Annotated in this window: 18 protein-coding genes; 4 read left to right on the forward strand and 14 right to left on the reverse strand. The window is 40.4% G+C overall.

The annotated features are described in order from the left end of the window. Positions 1–73: 73 nt before the first annotated feature. From FY557_RS12665 to FY557_RS12675, 3 genes are all read right to left on the reverse strand, one after another. Entirely contained in the window at positions 74–397 is a 324-nt protein-coding gene (locus FY557_RS12665) for a DNA-directed RNA polymerase subunit omega (RefSeq protein WP_149247617.1), read from the reverse strand. A 42-nt stretch (positions 398–439) separates the two neighbouring features. Continuing rightward, positions 440–1,435 (reverse strand): outer membrane protein assembly factor BamD, encoded by a 996-nt coding sequence (locus FY557_RS12670; protein ID WP_149247618.1) that lies wholly within the window; start codon positions 1,433–1,435, stop codon positions 440–442. Positions 1,436–1,536: 101 nt separating this feature from the next. After that, a complete protein-coding gene (locus FY557_RS12675) occupies positions 1,537–2,166 on the reverse strand; it encodes a TetR/AcrR family transcriptional regulator (protein ID WP_149247619.1) in 630 nt (209 codons plus the stop codon). A 95-nt stretch (positions 2,167–2,261) separates the two neighbouring features. Between FY557_RS12675 and FY557_RS12680 the strand changes: the two genes are divergently transcribed. From FY557_RS12680 to FY557_RS12695, 4 genes are all read left to right on the forward strand, one after another. Next, entirely contained in the window at positions 2,262–2,888 is a 627-nt protein-coding gene (locus FY557_RS12680) for a TatD family hydrolase (RefSeq protein WP_149247620.1), read from the forward strand. Then, the gene (locus tag FY557_RS12685) at positions 2,881–3,606 is read left to right on the forward strand and encodes a ThiF family adenylyltransferase (protein ID WP_149247621.1); all 726 of its coding nucleotides are present in this window, start codon (positions 2,881–2,883) and stop codon (positions 3,604–3,606) included. The genes FY557_RS12680 and FY557_RS12685 overlap by 8 nt, the downstream gene beginning before the upstream one ends. Before the next feature lie 111 nt (positions 3,607–3,717). After that, positions 3,718–4,092 carry a ribonuclease P protein component gene (rnpA, locus tag FY557_RS12690; RefSeq protein ID WP_149247622.1) on the forward strand — a complete coding sequence of 125 codons (375 nt, stop codon included), beginning with the start codon at positions 3,718–3,720 and terminating at the stop codon, positions 4,090–4,092. A gap of 103 nt (positions 4,093–4,195) precedes the next feature. Beyond that, positions 4,196–4,804 (forward strand): DUF4126 domain-containing protein, encoded by a 609-nt coding sequence (locus FY557_RS12695; protein ID WP_149247623.1) that lies wholly within the window; start codon positions 4,196–4,198, stop codon positions 4,802–4,804. Between the two features lie 194 nt (positions 4,805–4,998). On the opposite strand, the gene FY557_RS12700 is transcribed toward FY557_RS12695, so the two are convergent. From FY557_RS12700 to lysA, 11 genes are all read right to left on the reverse strand, one after another. Next, positions 4,999–7,521, reverse strand: a complete 2,523-nt coding sequence (locus tag FY557_RS12700) for a hypothetical protein (RefSeq protein ID WP_149247624.1) — start codon at positions 7,519–7,521, stop codon at positions 4,999–5,001. Position 7,522: 1 nt separating this feature from the next. After that, the gene (locus FY557_RS12705; protein WP_149247625.1) at positions 7,523–8,074 is read right to left on the reverse strand and encodes an LptE family protein; all 552 of its coding nucleotides are present in this window, start codon (positions 8,072–8,074) and stop codon (positions 7,523–7,525) included. Further along, the gene (locus FY557_RS12710; protein ID WP_149247626.1) at positions 8,064–8,753 is read right to left on the reverse strand and encodes a hypothetical protein; all 690 of its coding nucleotides are present in this window, start codon (positions 8,751–8,753) and stop codon (positions 8,064–8,066) included. The genes FY557_RS12705 and FY557_RS12710 overlap by 11 nt, the downstream gene beginning before the upstream one ends. A 15-nt stretch (positions 8,754–8,768) precedes the next feature. Further along, positions 8,769–10,064 (reverse strand): sigma-54 interaction domain-containing protein, encoded by a 1,296-nt coding sequence (locus FY557_RS12715; RefSeq protein ID WP_149247627.1) that lies wholly within the window; start codon positions 10,062–10,064, stop codon positions 8,769–8,771. A gap of 76 nt (positions 10,065–10,140) precedes the next feature. Beyond that, positions 10,141–10,569 carry a hypothetical protein gene (locus FY557_RS12720; protein WP_149247628.1) on the reverse strand — a complete coding sequence of 143 codons (429 nt, stop codon included), beginning with the start codon at positions 10,567–10,569 and terminating at the stop codon, positions 10,141–10,143. Positions 10,570–10,578: 9 nt separating this feature from the next. Then, positions 10,579–11,193, reverse strand: coding sequence for a DUF1016 N-terminal domain-containing protein (locus FY557_RS12725; protein ID WP_149247629.1), 615 nt, complete (start codon positions 11,191–11,193; stop codon positions 10,579–10,581). Between the two features lie 2 nt (positions 11,194–11,195). After that, positions 11,196–12,635, reverse strand: coding sequence for a tRNA (N6-isopentenyl adenosine(37)-C2)-methylthiotransferase MiaB (gene miaB, locus FY557_RS12730; protein ID WP_149247630.1), 1,440 nt, complete (start codon positions 12,633–12,635; stop codon positions 11,196–11,198). Positions 12,636–13,012: 377 nt separating this feature from the next. Beyond that, the gene (locus FY557_RS12735) at positions 13,013–13,510 is read right to left on the reverse strand and encodes a hypothetical protein (RefSeq protein WP_149247631.1); all 498 of its coding nucleotides are present in this window, start codon (positions 13,508–13,510) and stop codon (positions 13,013–13,015) included. 69 nt (positions 13,511–13,579) lie between these two features. Beyond that, positions 13,580–15,313 carry a thiamine pyrophosphate-dependent enzyme gene (locus FY557_RS12740; protein WP_149247632.1) on the reverse strand — a complete coding sequence of 578 codons (1,734 nt, stop codon included), beginning with the start codon at positions 15,311–15,313 and terminating at the stop codon, positions 13,580–13,582. Between the two features lie 143 nt (positions 15,314–15,456). Further along, the gene (locus FY557_RS12745) at positions 15,457–15,891 is read right to left on the reverse strand and encodes an energy transducer TonB (RefSeq protein ID WP_149247633.1); all 435 of its coding nucleotides are present in this window, start codon (positions 15,889–15,891) and stop codon (positions 15,457–15,459) included. Between the two features lie 42 nt (positions 15,892–15,933). Further along, positions 15,934–17,133 carry a diaminopimelate decarboxylase gene (gene lysA / locus FY557_RS12750; RefSeq protein WP_185151720.1) on the reverse strand — a complete coding sequence of 400 codons (1,200 nt, stop codon included), beginning with the start codon at positions 17,131–17,133 and terminating at the stop codon, positions 15,934–15,936. Between the last annotated feature and the right edge of the window lie 112 nt (positions 17,134–17,245).

Here is a 17,245-nt window from a genome sequence, read left to right on the forward strand (position 1 = left end):
CTATATTTTACAGAATGTTTTCTATAATTTATCATGCTTAAATTAAAGTTATGCATGATCATAAAAGACGTACTTATTTTCTTTCCTCCGTTTTTCTGAAGTAAACATCACCGTTTAGCCATTCTTCAATCGCAATGGAAGTCGGCTTAGGAAGTTTTTCGTAATGTTTGGAGATCTCGATCTGCTCTCTGTTTTCAAAAACTTCTTCCAATGTTGAATTGTGCACGGCAAATTCGTCAAGCTTATTGTGAAGTTCCGTACGGATTTCAGCATTGATCTGCTCTGCTCTTTTTCCCATGATAACAATCGCTTCGTAGATTGAGCCTACATTGTCTTCAATCTTATCTTTATCGTAAGTAATTGTATTTACTTCTGCTTTTGTATCTTTTACACTCATTTTGAGAATATTATTTTTTATTTAAGTTCGCAAATTTACGAATTATCTTTGAATTTTGAAAGTCGCTGCCGGCGGAGGGGTATTTATCGCCGCACTGTCCCTCTGGATCTGCATTGCTTTCTTTTCAGCATCCACCTGATCTTTTGCCTGCTGTTCGGTTTTTGCTTTCTCCGCATTCTGCGCTTCCAGTCTTTTCTGCTTCTCCGTTAAAGCGGCAATTCTTGCTTCGGTATTCTTTTTAACAACAACAAAATCTTTCTTTTCTTTTTCCAGCTTTTCCCTGAGGTCTAGAGCCGTTTTGGCCACGTCGGTATCCGGCATTTCCTTTTCAATCTGTCTGGTAAAGGCCAATGCACTTTCGATACGCTCGTCTTTAAGATCGTAAACCGATTTGGTAGCCAGCTCGTAACGGGACTTCACGATATAATCATAAATCTGCGGACGAAGCTTTGTACTTGGGAAATCTTCCAGCACATTTTCAAACGTTACGTTCGCTGCCTTATATTCGCCCATTTTATAATACTGCTTTGCATTTTCATATGCTTTGAACTCCAGCTTGTAAGACAATTCGTCAATCAGGGTGTTGATATTTTTGGATCTTTCTGAAGTCGGATAGTTGTTCAGGAAGTCCTGAAGCTCGTTGATCGCAGTTTGTGTGGTAGACTGGTCCAGGTTGTAATCCATTGATCCTTCATAATAACATAAGGCCGACATATATGCCGCCTCTTCCTTACGGCTGTCCTGAGGGAAGCTGATGGCAAAATTCTTGAACTGGTTTCCCGCTAATCTGTAATTTTTATCATAGTAGTTGGCATAGGCAGAATTGAAGACCACATTAGGTGCGTCATCAGTTCCCGCTACCAGATTCGGAAGCCTGTCGTAAAGTGCCAAAGCATTTTTCCACTTCTTTTTAGCAAAGTTTTCGTTAGCCGTCTTTAAGATCAGATTCTTATCCGCACTTTTCATTGCCCTTTCCTGCTTACTTACGCAAGACGCTACTACTGCTACAGTAAAAAGACCTAAAATATATTTTTTCATATAAAAAATTCAACAGTTTTCGGATTACAGCCGATTTACTAATTTGCAAAAATATAACTTTTTTGCCAATAGATTTTTTTTTATGATTATTTAACGTAAATTTAGTCGGCTGCGTATCCTAAAATTGCAAAAACACTCATTAAAAGATTCATCCTTACCTTTTTCTCTGCTTCCTTAGCATAGGTTTCATCATTTTTATTGGGAACATAGAGTTCATAAAAATTACGGTTGCGGATAACGAATAAGGTAGAGCCGATGATGGTGGTAAGCACATCTTCCGGTTTCGGAGTAAAGGTGAACACGCCGGAAGCCACTCCTTTTTTGATGACTTCGTCAAGTTTTTTAACAAACAGCTGGTAAAAATCCATCAGTTCATCTTTTACATGATCGGTATGGCGGAGTTCCTGGGTTACGAAACCGTGGAAATAATTGTATTTAAACAATTGCCCAACAATGTACTTGATCATTTCCTTCATCTGCATTTCCGGCTTTCCGTCTTTGATGGTATCGGCAAACCCCGAAAAGTTTTCCCTGGTTTTAAGAACCCGGTACTGGTAAAGGTAAGACATCATTTTTTCTTTGGACCCGAAGTAATAGGAAATCATAGCGACGTTAATATTAGCCTTGGAACAGATATCCCTTACCGAAGTTCCTTCGTAGCCTTTTTTTGCAATCAGTTCTTCGGCAATGTCTAAAATGTGGATTTGCTTTTCTGTAAATTTTTTTTTCATGAATGCACTTTGAGTAAAGTTAAGAATTTTTAACAGATTTATAAACGTTCGTTTAAGGAATTTACATTAAATATAAATTAATAGTATTTTTGAAAATGGAATTTTTCAATTTTCATCATCATAATAAACAGACGGCCCATGGTATTTACAATCTTGAAGCTGGAGAAACACCACCTGACTTTCCCTATTCGGTCGGAATCCATCCTAAAACTATCGATACCGATCAATTCGAAAACCAATGGAGCCGGCTGTGTGCAAATATTACGGACCACTGTTTTGCAATCGGGGAATGCGGGCTGGATTCCTTTGCAGAAACGGATCAGAAAATACAGGATGAAGTTTTCTTAAAACAGATCCGGCTGGCCAATGAAATAAAAAAGCCGCTGATTATCCACTGTGTCCGGAAATTTTATGAAGTGATTTCCTTTAAAAAATATGCTGAACAACCCATGGTCATCCACGGTTTTAATAAAAAAGACAGCATTGCAGCAGATCTGCTGAAAAATAATTTTTATCTGAGTTTTGGAAAAGCGGTTTTGTATAATTTATCTTTGCAAAATACTTTGAAAATTACTCCTTTAGACAAAATTTTTCTGGAAACCGACAATGATGATTTCCGCATCGAAGAATTGTACGGAAAAGTTGCTGAACTGAAGGGAATTTCGCTGGAAGAGTTAAATAAACAAATTACAGAAAATCTAGAGACAATAAAAAATGGATAAATACTGGTTGGAAAGAACAGAGCTCCTCATCAAGGAAGAAGGTTTGGAAAAGTTGAATAAGGCTACGGTTCTGGTAGTAGGTTTAGGAGGTGTCGGTTCTTTTGCAGCAGAGTTCCTTGCCAGAGCCGGAGTCGGAAACATGACGATTGTTGACGGCGACACCGTAGATATTACCAACATCAACAGACAGCTGCCGGCCCTTCATTCAACCGTAGGAAAGCATAAGGTGGAAGTAGTCGCGGAAAGGCTTATGGATATTAATCCTCAGCTTAACCTTACAAAAATCAACGAGTTCCTGAATCCGGAAAGAATGGATGAAGTATTGGATTCCGCAACATTCGATTATGTACTGGATTGCATCGACAGTGTAACCCCAAAGCTTTGTTTGATTATTGCCGCAAAAAAAAGGAGGATAAAAATCGTAAGTTCCATGGGAGCGGGCGGAAAGATCGATCCGAGCAAAGTGATGGTACGCGATATCAGCAAGACTGCAGACTGCCACCTTGCGAGACAGGTCCGAAAAAGGCTGAAAAAAGAAAAAATCGATAAGGGGGTGCGCTGTGTGTTTTCTGGTGAAATCCAGAACGAAGAGAGCCTGAAAATGACTGACGGAACCAATTACAAGCGGTCTTTTTACGGAACCATCAGTTATATGCCGGCTATTTTCGGACTGTATGCTGCTTCGGAAGTCATTAATTATCTGATGAAAAAGGATTAATCGGGTATTAAAAGCTTCGACATATCAGGCAATCCATTACCGTATAAGTTACGCCTGGCAAAGCCGAGGCCCTGCTATAAATAAAAATTATCCCTTATCTTTACCCCTGTCATGACAAACTTCAAATATCCCAGAGCCGAAAAACTCAAAAAAAATACCGAGATCTCTTTACTTTTCGAAAAGGGAAAATGGAGAACAAACGGGAATTTGAGGATCATCATTTTGAAAAACAAACCTGCAACTCCTGTTGAAAGCACGAAATTTGCGGTCTCAGTTTCCAAAAAATATTTCAAAAAAGCGGTTCACAGAAACCGCATCAAGAGACTGCTGCGTGAATCGTACCGGCTGAATAAAGAGGCCTTTAAAGAGGCCTTCGGCGACCAAACGATGGCAATGCTCTTCTGGGCTTCTTCGGAAATGCCCCAGAAATTCCAGGAAGTGGAAGCCCAGTTCATCAGGCTTTGCCAGGCTCAGAAAAAACCGTAGCTCCTGTTTTCACAAAATCAGTTATATATTTTATATAAGATTCAATATTAAATTTTTCTTCTACTTTTCGTATCTTAGGGCAACCATAAATCTGAAAATTAATATGTTAGATCATGTTCCCTATTTCTCTTATGTGCTAAGTGCATTTATCGGTATCGGGCTGGCTGCAGCTACCGGCTTCAGGGTATTTCTCCCGATGTTTGCCGTAAGCCTGGCCTCCTATTTTCACTGGATTCCCATGAACGAAAGTTTTGAGTGGCTTGCAGGACTTCCGGCACTTATCACCACCGGTATTGCTACCATTGTCGAAATTCTGGCTTATTATATCCCTTTTGTCGATCATCTGCTGGATACGGTTTCCGTCCCGATGGCTACAGTTGCAGGTTCGGTTTTATTTGCCAGCCAGTTTGCAGAGCTGGGAACCTTTCCGCAATGGGCTTTGGGATTAATTGCCGGCGGTGGAACGGCAGCGACAATAAGTTCTGGCTTTGCGGGGCTGCGGGCTGCTTCAACGGCGACAACCGGCGGACTGGGAAATTCTGTGGTAGGAACTACGGAAACGGCCGGAGCAGGCATAATGGCTTTCCTGGCGATGGCAGCTCCTGTTATTGCTGCTGCTTGTGCCATTCTCCTGATTATCGGTGTTGTATTTTTTGGGAGGAAACTGTGGCGGAAATTTAGAAAAAAGAAAGCTATGGCGCGGCCAACATGAATAACGGCGGAAAAACTTCCGCCGCCTCTATTTCAATTCAATTTGTTCATTCCATTTTTTCCGGATAAATTTTCCCAGGATAGTTTCCAGAAAACCTATAATTGGGAAAAGCAGAACTGCAATATACAGTAAAATTACAGCTAAGCCTATGGAAGTAATATGATAAGCCGTGATCAATACTCATTAGCTCTGCTTTATCCTTTGGTTCTGAAGTCTTTGATCTCCTGAATCTTTCCTTCGTAGTATTTTTTCTTTTCGGGCGTTTTCTTGATCAGAATTTCAAAGGCTTTAATGGCTTTCGTATACAGTTTCTGTTCAAAATACAGATTGGCCAGGGTTTCGGTCATCAGATGCGAAATATCATCGCCTTTTTCTTTAATTACAAAACTGCTTTCTTCTTTAAGCTGACTGATCCTGGGATTGTTTTCGATAAAGGTTTCAATGACCTTGTTTTTAAGCTCGGCCTTTTCTTTTACCACTTCTTCCGTCCGGTCGATTTTAAGCCAGCTCTGCCAGGTATTGATAAATCCGGGAACATTACTGTCGAAAATATTTGTCTTCGGTGCTTCAGAAGACTTTTCTCCGGGGAGTTCAGTCTCTTTTTCAGCTGCTTCATTGCTTTTCTGAGAGGCTTCCTTTTTTTCGGGCTGTGGAATGGTCCATCCGGAACCGAAAAAAGAAACATTCATGACACGCTCTTCTTCATCAGTTTTTACCTGAGTTATTAATTCACCTTCCTCAATAGGTTCAGGCATTTCCTGATCGTCTGCAGATAGGTTATTATTTAAATCTGAGTTTTCTTCAGTTTCTGTTTCTGCTACTATTTCAGCCTCTTTAAGGTTTTCACCCTGAGTTTCTTCTTTAACAGTCTTTTCCTTTGAAACTTCCGCAACAGTTTGAGCAGCTTCGGCAGATTTAAACAACAAAGAATCAGGAATATTGGAGTCAAATGACATCGGCTTCCAGGATCTGGTTTCTGTCTGCTCTTCTTCGGGGTTTGCTATAGGCTGTTCAGAAGTCTGAACCTGTGCTTCTGCTTGTTCTTTTAATCGAGATTCTGCTTTATCGGAATTTTCCTTTTTCTCTTCTTTGACTTCCGGTAATTCCGGTTTAGCAGATGTTACTTCAAACTGCTGGGTTTCCGCAAAACTGATATCATGACCGGTATTTTCAGGCTCTTCGGTTTTTTTATTTTCTTCGGAAGCCGCTTTTTCCTTCATTTTTTTCTCAACCTCCTCGATGAGGCGGCGCATTTCATCTTCATGCTTGCTGAGGTTTTGCGCAGGAAGCTTGTTTATCGTTTCCTCTTCATTGGCCTGAATTTTCACTTCCGGCAGGAATGATTCTGTCCCATGGAAGCTTAGCTCGGATTTATCCTGAACGGTATCTTCTGCTTTTTCAGATGCAATTTCATCCTCATTGATAATTTTTTCAGAAGTAAAGTCTGAAATTTCCGGTGCAGGATCAGGATCTGAGCTTTCAAGGTTCTCTATTTCCTCCGGCTCATCAGCAGCGATCTGTACTTCCGGCATAAAGGCTTCCGTTTCATGGAAACTTAGTTCAGATTCATCCAGAATTTCTTCTTTCTCAGATTCAGCACTGATATTTTCTTCTTCAACAATGGTTTCCGGTGTAAACTCTTCTGTTTTTTCCGGTTGGGTATTTCCCTTGCTTTCAGCTTCATAAGCTGTGGTCTCATGATCTGATGCTGCTTCAGGATTATCTTCCTGCAAGGCATCCATGATAACTTTTATTTCATGGGAGTCTGCTTCGGATGTTTCTGCGTCTTTTTCCTCTTCAACCGGTTCGGCTGTAGCTGTCTCCTCGTCCTCAATAGTGTGTCTATCAACAGTTTCAGAGGGAGTATTTCCTACCTGATGACTTTCTGCTTCCTCTTTGAAGTCATTATTCTGAATATCCGGATTGGACTCTTCCAGAAGGGCAGTTCCGGATTCATCTATATTCTTTTTTTCTTCCGATTCCACATTGATTTCTTCCTTCTCATCAGCGGTTTCAGGTAAAGATTCTTCTTTTTCTTCGATTGCCTGTACTTCATGAGTTTCAGGATCAGCCGGTTCTGACAGCCGGTTTTCTTCCAAAACAGCAGCCGGCTCTTCTTTTTTCTCTGTTTTCCGGGTCACGATTGAGCCGGATTCCAGAGTAGACTCCAGGTCTATGGTTTCTACCGTATCGTCATCAAGGAAGTTTTCTTCGCCTTCAAAAAGGATCCTGTTGCGCTCTCCGTTTATATAGAGGTGCTTGATTTCTTCTCTCGGCGGAGGGAGAATACGGCCCTCTGCATCCTGTAGTTCTTTAATAGTTTCTGCTGAAGATTGTTCCTTTATTTCAGGTTCTGCATTTACAGGCGCATCTTCCCTTTTGATCGGAAAACCGGTCGTTTTCGTCTGATACAAACCTTTTAAAGGCTTTTCAACAGAAACAGTTTTTTCTGTATCCTGTTTTATTTCAGGTTTCGGCTGCTGCCGGATCTTACCGTTAATAAGATGGTAAAGAATTTTTTTATCCGTAGTATAGGCCGCTGTGGTAGAAAGTACCTGCTGGTAATTCTCTTTATCGTATAAATGGACCCCATACAGGTACAACGCTCTGATGTTCTGAACATAGGGAAAAGAATTAATCTCTTCTTTCAGAAGATTTAGATCTTCTGACTGAATATTTTTTGGGGCCTTTAATAATTCTAAAACTCTATGATTCATCTTACCAATTCGCTACAATATCGTTAAATATCTTGTTTATAATTCTGTCCGTTGCAATTTTCACCTGAGAAGATTCGATCTCAGATTGTGAAAGATTACTGTTGAATACAGCCTCGTCACTGTATGTTCTGTCAAAACTGAAATCCGGATGAAGTTTGTTTTCATAATGGACTTTCACCGTGATCGTCAGCTTATTCTGGGATTCCTGCACCACCCCACCGGTATTTTGGTTGGTTACCGTATTGGAACCGATGGTTGTCGGCGTAATAGAATAATCCGTAATTTCACCTTCCACCAGGATATCCGGGTTTTCTTTGGTTCCTTTCAATGTAGTCCGTTGCAGGAAACGGTTCTGGATGTCCGTGGAGAACTGCTGCGACAGGGTAGGATTTACCAATGGTGCATTGTTCGGGAATTCATTAATCTGGATGGTTTTTTCGTCCGTAAGAGATGATCCCGTAAAGCTGTAGCAGGAATTCAGAACTCCCAGGCACAGCAGCAACAGCCAGAATTTTGGCTGTCTGATCTTGATATTTTTAATTTTAAAATTCATTTTTAATTCCAATTTCCTGAATTTCGTCATAGGTCACCTGCTTCATTGCATCTTCGTAAGCAAAATAATGGCAGACATACATTAACGGCATTGTAAAAATAAGGCCGATAAAACAGGCTATGATTCCCAGTTGTGCCAAAATACCTACTACCAACGCATATAAAAAGATGGTCAGCAGGTTACCTTTGGTCATGGCAAGAGACATTTTCCATGCCGTTTTAATTTCCGTAACCCCGCCAAGCGATATAAGGGCCGGCATGTAGAACCCCTTTAAACATACGATCAAAATTACAACATAAATGGCAAATATATAGATGATGAAAAACACCGGAAGTCCTGCTGAAGGATCTCTGTCGGCCATTAACGGAATCATTGCAATCATCGGGATATAAATAAGCATAATCCCGCCGATTAAGATTAACTGCATGATAAAATACGGCATAAAATTATCGAAATTGAAAATATCGCCGGGGCTAACCTGTCTTCCCGCCCGTAAATCCCTGCAATATCGATAAAAGTTGCCTACTGCCAAAAAACCACAGAAAGGAATAATGCTCATCAGCACACAAAGCAGAAAAGCTACAAATACATTTCCAAAATTATTTTTTGTAAAGTCGAAGCCGTTGCTGATGTATTCACCCAGTTTAAAATTGACCGGTTTTGCATTAATTTTCACCATAATTTAATTTTTAGTTTATTCTTCTAAGTTATATTGTTTTATTTTTCTGTATAAAGTTCTCTGTGAAATTCCGAGCTCATCCGCAGCTTTATTCCTTCTTCCTTTGTGTTTTTCCAGTGCCTTGATAATCAGGTCTTTTTCATTATTCTGTAAAGACAGGGATTCCGGCCTGTTTTCCTCAATTTCGATATCTTCGATGTCTTCGTAGCTGTTTTCCGGCTCCGACATAATTGTCGGATTCTGGATAGCAGGGTTGGCATTGCTGTTATTCTCAAAATACAGCAATGAGTTCGGCGCTACATTCTGCTGTTGTGTTTCAGGGGTATAAATCCTGTTGATTAAGTTTTTCTCCTGGTTGCTGAGATCCGAAGTTCCGCGGTTCTTTATGAGTTCCGAAGTTAAGGATTTTAAATCATTAATATCGTTTCTCATGTCAAACAGAATTTTGTACATGATTTCCCTTTCGCTGCCGAAATCATTCTGCTTCTGGTTGTTCGGTGTGTTTACCACCATCGGCAGGTGGGATTCCATCGGAATGTATTCGGCAAGCTTTTCAACCGTTACATGGCGGTCTCTTTCCACAACGGTCATCTGCTCTACCAGGTTTCTCAGTTGACGGACATTTCCGGGAAATGTATAATTTTCTACATAATGAACAGCACTGGGCTCAAGTTCAAGCTCCGGCATCCTGTATTTCTCTGCAAAATCGATAGCAAACTTCCTGAACAGCAAATGGATGTCGCCTTTCCTTTCCCGTAAAGGCGGCATATCAATCTGTACGGTGTTCAAACGGTAATAAAGGTCCTCACGGAACCTTCCGTCCTGGATGGCCTTCATCATATTGACATTGGTCGCAGCCACAATCCTTACATTGGTTTTCTGCACCTGTGAAGAACCGACTTTCATAAATTCACCGCTTTCCAGTACCCGAAGCAAACGGACCTGGGTCTGTAAAGGCAGTTCTCCCACCTCATCCAGGAAAATCGTTCCGCCGTCGGCCACTTCAAAATACCCTTTCCGGGTTGCCGTTGCTCCGGTGAATGCTCCTTTTTCGTGTCCGAACAGTTCGGAATCAATCGTTCCTTCCGGAATGGCTCCGCAGTTCACTACAATATAAGGCTGGTGTTTTCTTTTGGATTCCGAATGGATGATTTTCGGGATAAATTCTTTCCCGACACCGCTCTCCCCGATCACGAGAACCGAAATATCGGTGGGTGCTACCTGGATCGCTTTTTCCAGCGCACGGTTTAAGGCCGGAAAGTTTCCGATGATTCCAAAACGGTTTTTTATATTTTGTAAGTCGTTGTTCATAAAGTAAAGTTTTATATTATTTTTCGCAGTTTCCTGCAGTCTGATTAATTTTTTTAAATGATTTTCTCTTTAATAATTAACCTATAATATTTAAATAATCTTTATTTCTGACTTTTGAAACTTTTGTTTTAAAATATAAAATCCGGGCAAAGAACGGCTCTTTGCTTTTTCTTTCGAAGTTTTTGAGAATTAGCGTATGCTTTTCTTGTTGAGAGAAGCCTGCTTCTGATGTATTTTTGTGAAAAGTCCTGCTTTCGTGTTCTTTAAAAATTTTGCCAATAAGATCAATGGCGTTCTGTTTCTGACTGATTCCGAAATTTTGTCCGGCATTTCCTTCACAAACTTTTTCTGATCCCGTATCATGATGATTTAACATCTGATGATACAGCTCGTACAATTGCTTGCAGTCTTCACTTTCAGCATTTCCACTACTGATCTGGGCAGAAATATTACTGCAGATGATTACCAACAATACACTTAGGCAATATTTATGAAATTTTTCCATTGTCTGAGTTTAACATGTTAATAAAATCTTGTTTGCTTGGCAATGCTTTAAAATATTTACTTGCAGAAATCTGCTCGTTATTCTAAGGTAAGGTATATTGTACAAAAGTCCCGCTTTGTTCTTACTTAACGGTAATCTTGCATATAAAGCAGAATCGTATTGTCTTTGCAGCTGCCTTAGGCTCCAGTTATTTTTATAGCTTTCTATCTCGTAAAAACTTCTTTCATTCTGATCTTTAATCCGCATCAATTTCAGATAATGCGACCAGGAAAGGTTGAAAGTAGCAAGTGGTGACTGTTGAATTGTATCTAAACTTTCAGATTCGTCAGACAGTGTCTGACAAATTGAATAAGACAAGAAAAATTGTCTCATCTGTTTAAGGTTTGTTTCCGAAAAACCTTTACCAAATTTTTTCGTTAAATTTTCAGAAAGAAACTTAAGCTGTTCTTTCCCATACTCAGCCCGCCTTTCACCATGCTGTTCATCTTCTACAATCATTCTTCCGATTTCAAAATAGGTAAGTACCATAGTCTGATTAACGGCAATGACCATTTTATTCCGTGCATTTTCAAACAATGCGGAAATATTCTTTAAAAGCTGTTCATTGGTTAATCCCTCAGACATGATTATTTTGAAACCGTTTCCCCTAAAAGCGTGCCCTGTGTATTGTCAAAAACAAAAACGTCCACAATGTCACCAATTTTCTGGTCTTCCAGTTTATCAAAAACACAAACGGCATTCTGGGAGTTTCTTCCTTTCCACTGGTTTTCGTTCTTTTTGGAAGTTCCTTCGATTAAGACCTGATGAACTCTTCCTACATAGGATTTCATTCTGTTTCTGGACAGTTCTCCCTGTAAAGCAATCACTTCAGCCAGACGTCTCTGTTTTACATCTGCCGGAATGTTGTCTTCCATTTTCTTGTGAGCAGGCGTTCCAGGCCTTTCTGAATAAGCAAACATATAACCGTAGTCATACTCTACTTCTCTCATTAAGATTAATGTATCCTGGTGATCTTCCTCTGTTTCATTGCAGAAACCAACGATCATGTCCTGAGAAAATGCTACTTCAGGAACGATTTCTTTGGCTTTTTTAATTAAATCTAAATATTCTTCGCGGGTATGCTGCCTGTTCATCGCCAGAAGCATGTTGTTGCTTCCGCTCTGTACCGGCAAGTGAACGTATTTGCAGATATTATCATGTTTCGCCATCATCCGGAATACATCAAGGCTCATGTCCTGAGGATTGGATGTGGAGAAACGGATTCTCATTTCCGGGACGGCTTTCGCTACGAGATCAAGCAATTGGGCAAAATTAACAGCCGTTGCCTGCTGCATTTCAGAAGCTTTAGCAAAGTCTTTTTTAGGACCGCCTCCGTACCAAAGGTAAGAATCTACATTCTGCCCCAATAAAGTAATTTCTTTGTAACCGCTGTTCCAAAGGTCTTTGCATTCTTCTAAAATAGAATGCGGATCACGGCTTCTTTCCCGGCCCCTGGTGAACGGAACCACACAGAAAGTACACATATTATCGCAGCCTCTGGTAATGGTGACATAAGCTGTAACTCCGTTCCCGCCCAGACGGACCGGATTGATGTCCGCATAAGTTTCTTCCTTTGAAAGGATAACGTTGATGGCATCCCTGCCGTCTTCGGTTTCCTTCAGAAGATTCGGTAAATCCCGGTAAGCATCAGGGCCTACCACAAGATCCACCAGTTGTTCTTCTTCCAGGAACTTGGTTTTCAACCTTTCCGCCATACAACCTAAGACTCCAACCGTCATATTGGGCTTCTCTTTTTTCAAATTTTTGAATTGGGAAAGTCGCATTCTCACCGTTTGCTCTGCTTTTTCACGGATGGAACATGTATTGAGGAGGATAAGATCTGCTTCTTCTACTTTAAGTGTTGTATTATAGCCCTGTTCATTAAGAATGGATGCAACAATCTCAGAGTCGGAGAAATTCATCTGACACCCATAGCTTTCCAGAAACAATTTCTTAGAATTGCCGTCTTTTTCGGCAATCGCAAAAGCTTCTCCCTGTTTTGTTTCGTCTATATATTTTTCCTGCACGATAATCGGTTTAGAGTTCAGGACCTAAAAGCTCAAAGTTATTGAAACCTGAATTTTTATTTCTGAACATATTGAATTTACAAAGATACAAAATATTGTGACAGAATGGCAGGAGAAGAATTTAATTAAAATGTCGGAATTTTTAATTACAATTACACGCAGCATGTCTAAAATTAATCTTCATGGCAAATTCAGAATCTACAGAAAACACCTTGTTACATGAAAGGTTTCGAATTTTCCATCTGCCTTTTGCATCATATCCTATCGGTAAATATTTATTGTTTTAAACCTAAAGACCAGGAACAGGCAAAAACCTTTATCACCGGAAGCAATAAAGGTAGTATGAAAAGGTTTTTTATGATGAAAATATTGTGTATTTAAATATCCGTTGCAATTGAAGACAGGTTCATATTGATTTTAATCTGTGATGTTACCGGCTGTCCGTTACAGATTGCGGGGATCCAGTTCTTTTTGATTCTCCGGACTACATATTTCATGTCTTCAAAGAATACCTTGCTGTTGGCTACTTTAGGTATTCCCTCAATACGGGTAACTTTACCTTTTTCATTTACCGTCAGAATAAATGTAAAACCCCCGTTCAGGACATAGAAATCCGTATTCAGGTATACGTACATATACTTCCTCAGCATTTCTTTATAAGCCGGGATACCATCTTCAAATTCTGCGGCTTTAAAATCTTTACAGCCTTTCACCGCTACCTGAAGCAGGGGTTCTTTTATATCTATCTTGAGAATGTTTTTATTATTTTCCATAATAAAATTATCATCTCTTTCCTCCACGTCATTAAGTTGTGCAAATGCAGAACCGGATACAAAAACCAGCAGCAGGGTAAGCATTTTTAAAGGACTTCTCATAAATCGTAAATTTACTTCTACAAAAATAATATTAAAAAATCTGGTAGCGGATGACCAGAACATTTCTGACTACAGAATATCCTTGATATGTTTGTAGTTGCTTTTCACGGTATCCAGAACTTCTTCCATTTTGCCACCCAACATCAGCTGCGCCATGGATTTTGTCATTCCAAGCACCTGATTGGCTTCAATTTTAGGCGGCAGGGCTAATGCATTAGGGTTGGTAAAGATATTCAGCAGATATGGACCATTATACTCCAGGCATTCCCTGATGGCATTCTCCACCTCTTCCGGCTGACGGATATTTTTTCCCGGATATCCCATCGCATGGGCAATCATAGCAAAATCCGGATTGATCATATCCGTTTCATTATCCGGCATGCCGGCCACTTCCATTTCCAGCTTTACCATCCCCAGAGACCTGTTGTTGAAAACGATAATTTTTACGGGCAGCTTATATTGGGAAATGGTAGCCATGTCTCCTAAGAGCATCGATAAACCGCCATCCCCGCACATTGCAATCACCTGCCTGCCCGGATAGGCCAGTGAAGCACCGATGGCCATCGGCATGGCATTGGCCATCGAACCGTGGTTAAAAGATCCGAGCATTTTCCTTTCGCCCGTTCCAGTAATATATCTTGCGCCCCAGACGCAGCACATTCCCGTATCTACGGTAAAAATAGCATCTTTTGTAGCTAACCTGTCTAAAGTATAAGTAACGAACTCGGGTTGGATGCCGTTTTCCGTTCCCGGATCTTTTACGTAGGTCAACTGATTTTCTTTTACTTTTTCATAGAATTCCAGTTGCTGTTTCAGGAAATCGGTGTCGGTTTTTTCATTTAACAAAGGCAACAATGCCTTGATCGTCTCCTTTACGTCTCCGGTTAACCCGAGTTCCAGCTTAGCCCTCCGACCCAGTCTTTCCGGGCTTTCGTCGATCTGAACAATTTTATTTTTGACGGGCATAAATTTGTCGTAAGGAAAATCGGTTCCCAAAAGAACCAGAAGGTCTGCTTCATGCATGGCGTGGTGAGCCGAGGGAAGTCCAAGAAGCCCCGTCAATCCCACTTCATTCGGATTATTCGGCTGGATCGACATTTTCCCGCGGAAAGAATATCCTACAGGGGCTTTTAAGTATTTCGATAATTCCACCACTTCTGCATTGGCTGTTTCAGCACCGATCCCACAGTACAGGGTTACTTTTTTACTTTCGTTGATGAGATCTGCCAATTGCTTTAACTCTTCATCCGAAGGACGGAGAACCGGATTTGTTTTGAAAATTTTATTGGACGTTGTCGCTTCTTCCGCATCCAGTTCTGAAACATCTCCCGGAAGGCCGATTACAGCCACTCCTTTTTTGGAAATAGCATGCTGAATAGCCGTCTGAACAGTTCTCTGCACCTGCTCCGGTCTTGTGATCATCTGGTTGTAATGGCTGCAGTCGTCAAATAGTTTAATGGTGTTGGTTTCCTGGAAATAATCCATTCCCATTTCATTGCTTGGAATGGTAGAAGCAATCACCAGCATCGGAACGTGCGAACGATGGGCTTCATAAACTCCATTGATAAGGTGAACGTGTCCCGGACCACAACTTCCGGCACACACAGCAAACCCGTCTAGTTCTGCTTCAGCGGCAGCTGCATAGGCTCCGGCTTCTTCGTGCCTTACATGAATCCATTCGATGCTGCTTTTTTTAACGGCGACATTTAAGTGGTTAAGGCTGTCGCCCGTTACGGCATAAATTCTTTTCACATTGGCGCTTTCCAGCATCTCTACGATTTGTTCTGCAATATTTTTAGCCATTACTATTGTTTTTTTGGTGTTATTTAAAGAATGATCCAAACAGACCGATATATAGGCTGTAAAGATTATGCCAAGAAATCCGCTCTATGGCAATTCACAAAAAAAGCCCTGCATTTCTGCAAAGCTTTATGATTTATTTTTAATTATCTTGATCCTGCCTGGCCTGCAAAAGGCTCTCTTGCCTGAAAAGCAATCCTTCCGTCTGAAGGCGGCAAGTCTCTGCCAAAGTTCAAATTTATGGAAACCTCCTGATTCTGGCTTCCGGCAAAATACTTTTTCATTCTTTTAATATCTCTTTTAACCTCTCTTTCAAATGACTTGTCATAAAGTTCAGGTAGAAGCTTTACATTCGCGACTTCACCTTTATCACTTATGGTAAAACTTAATTTGAAATCACCGTTTGCCTGAAAGGTGTTGGCCGTATATCTTAAATTGTTGGACAAATCGGTTTCAAATTTTTTCTGTCCGCCTTTGTATATATTTTCTATCTGATTTTTATCAAAAGAGACTTTTACATAGGTTTGAGAAAATGAAAAAGCAAAGAGGCCTGTTGCTAAAAAGGAAAATAATTTTTTCATATGTTATTATTTACCTTTAAAGTTAGGTCTTTTTACAATAATTTACAACACTTCAATCTGATTTTTAAGAAGATCTTCAAATTCGTCCCTTCTTCGGATCAGGTGCGCTTTTCCGTCCAGGAACATTACTTCGGCAGGTTTCAGACGGGAATTGAAGTTGGAGCTCATTTCAAAGCCATAGGCGCCGGCATTGCGGAACACCAGAATATCCCCTTCCCGTACTTCATTCAGCTTACGGTCCCAGGCAAAAGTATCGGTTTCACAAATGTTTCCGACTACGGTATAAATCCTTTCCGCGCCTTTCGGATTGGACAGGTTTTCAATGATATGATAAGAATCGTAAAACATCGGACGGATCAGATGATTGAATCCTGAATTTACTCCTACGAAAACGGTTGCGGTAGTCTGCTTGATAACATTGGCTTTAACCAACAGATAACCGCTTTTTCCTACCAGGAATTTTCCAGGCTCAAACCATAATTCGAATTTCTTTCCTGTAGACTGTGAAAATTCGGCGATTACTTTTTCTACTTTCTTACCCAATGTTTTTACATCGGTTTCCTCTTCAGTGTCCTGATATGGGATTTTAAATCCGCTTCCCATATCCAGGTATTTCAGATTCGGAAAATGTTCGGAGAGCTCGAGCATAATATCCAGAGCCTGAAGGAATACATCAGGATCTTTAATCTCACTTCCGGTATGCATGTGAAGACCTTCCACATTAAGGTTGGTAGATTTCATCACCCGCTCGATATGGCGGACCTGGTGAATGGAAATCCCGAATTTGCTGTCGATATGACCAGTAGATATTTTATAGTTTCCTCCTGCAAAAATATGCGGATTGATTCTCACCAGGATCGGGTAAGAGCTTCCGTATTTATTACCGAACTGCTCAAGAATCGAAATATTATCGATATTGATATGTACCCCGCAGGCCATGGCTTCTTCAATTTCAGCAAGATCCACACAGTTGGGCGTAAATAATATTTTTTCTTTCGGAAAGCCTGCTCTGAGGCCCAGCTTTACTTCGTTAATAGATACACAATCCAAAGAAGCACCCAGGTTCTTGACGTACTTCAGGATGTTGATGTTGGTCAACGCCTTCGCAGCGTAGAAGAACTTTGTGTGTTTAGAAAAAGAAGAGGTAAGTTTTTCGTATTGAGTTTTGATAGATTCAGCATCATATACATACACCGGCGTGCCAAATTCATTGGCAATCTTCAACAATTCTTTTGGATTCATAATAAATAAGTAAAAACTTCTTTTTTTGTTATTATAGAAAGAACAAAGGTAGTAAGAAATGTTAATAATTCAGAACCAACAACATAGAAGTTTATGCTTAATTTTTAATTTA

Source organism: Chryseobacterium sp. SN22, from assembly GCF_008329705.1.
Taxonomy (GTDB): domain Bacteria; phylum Bacteroidota; class Bacteroidia; order Flavobacteriales; family Weeksellaceae; genus Chryseobacterium.

What these genes read in the sequence shown, in the direction of transcription:
- FY557_RS12665 (WP_149247617.1), bottom strand. Translation starts at nt 397, where the DNA reads ATGAGTGTAAAAGATACAAAAGCAGAAGTAAATACAATTACTTACGAT.
- FY557_RS12670 (WP_149247618.1), bottom strand. Translation starts at nt 1,435, where the DNA reads ATGAAAAAATATATTTTAGGTCTTTTTACTGTAGCAGTAGTAGCGTCT.
- FY557_RS12675 (WP_149247619.1), bottom strand. Translation starts at nt 2,166, where the DNA reads ATGAAAAAAAAATTTACAGAAAAGCAAATCCACATTTTAGACATTGCC.
- FY557_RS12680 (WP_149247620.1), top strand. Translation starts at nt 2,262, where the DNA reads ATGGAATTTTTCAATTTTCATCATCATAATAAACAGACGGCCCATGGT.
- FY557_RS12685 (WP_149247621.1), top strand. Translation starts at nt 2,881, where the DNA reads ATGGATAAATACTGGTTGGAAAGAACAGAGCTCCTCATCAAGGAAGAA.
- rnpA (WP_149247622.1), top strand. Translation starts at nt 3,718, where the DNA reads ATGACAAACTTCAAATATCCCAGAGCCGAAAAACTCAAAAAAAATACC.
- FY557_RS12695 (WP_149247623.1), top strand. Translation starts at nt 4,196, where the DNA reads ATGTTAGATCATGTTCCCTATTTCTCTTATGTGCTAAGTGCATTTATC.
- FY557_RS12700 (WP_149247624.1), bottom strand. Translation starts at nt 7,521, where the DNA reads ATGAATCATAGAGTTTTAGAATTATTAAAGGCCCCAAAAAATATTCAG.
- FY557_RS12705 (WP_149247625.1), bottom strand. Translation starts at nt 8,074, where the DNA reads ATGAATTTTAAAATTAAAAATATCAAGATCAGACAGCCAAAATTCTGG.
- FY557_RS12710 (WP_149247626.1), bottom strand. Translation starts at nt 8,753, where the DNA reads ATGGTGAAAATTAATGCAAAACCGGTCAATTTTAAACTGGGTGAATAC.
- FY557_RS12715 (WP_149247627.1), bottom strand. Translation starts at nt 10,064, where the DNA reads ATGAACAACGACTTACAAAATATAAAAAACCGTTTTGGAATCATCGGA.
- FY557_RS12720 (WP_149247628.1), bottom strand. Translation starts at nt 10,569, where the DNA reads ATGGAAAAATTTCATAAATATTGCCTAAGTGTATTGTTGGTAATCATC.
- FY557_RS12725 (WP_149247629.1), bottom strand. Translation starts at nt 11,193, where the DNA reads ATGTCTGAGGGATTAACCAATGAACAGCTTTTAAAGAATATTTCCGCA.
- FY557_RS12735 (WP_149247631.1), bottom strand. Translation starts at nt 13,510, where the DNA reads ATGAGAAGTCCTTTAAAAATGCTTACCCTGCTGCTGGTTTTTGTATCC.
- FY557_RS12740 (WP_149247632.1), bottom strand. Translation starts at nt 15,313, where the DNA reads ATGGCTAAAAATATTGCAGAACAAATCGTAGAGATGCTGGAAAGCGCC.
- FY557_RS12745 (WP_149247633.1), bottom strand. Translation starts at nt 15,891, where the DNA reads ATGAAAAAATTATTTTCCTTTTTAGCAACAGGCCTCTTTGCTTTTTCA.
- lysA (WP_185151720.1), bottom strand. Translation starts at nt 17,133, where the DNA reads ATGAATCCAAAAGAATTGTTGAAGATTGCCAATGAATTTGGCACGCCG.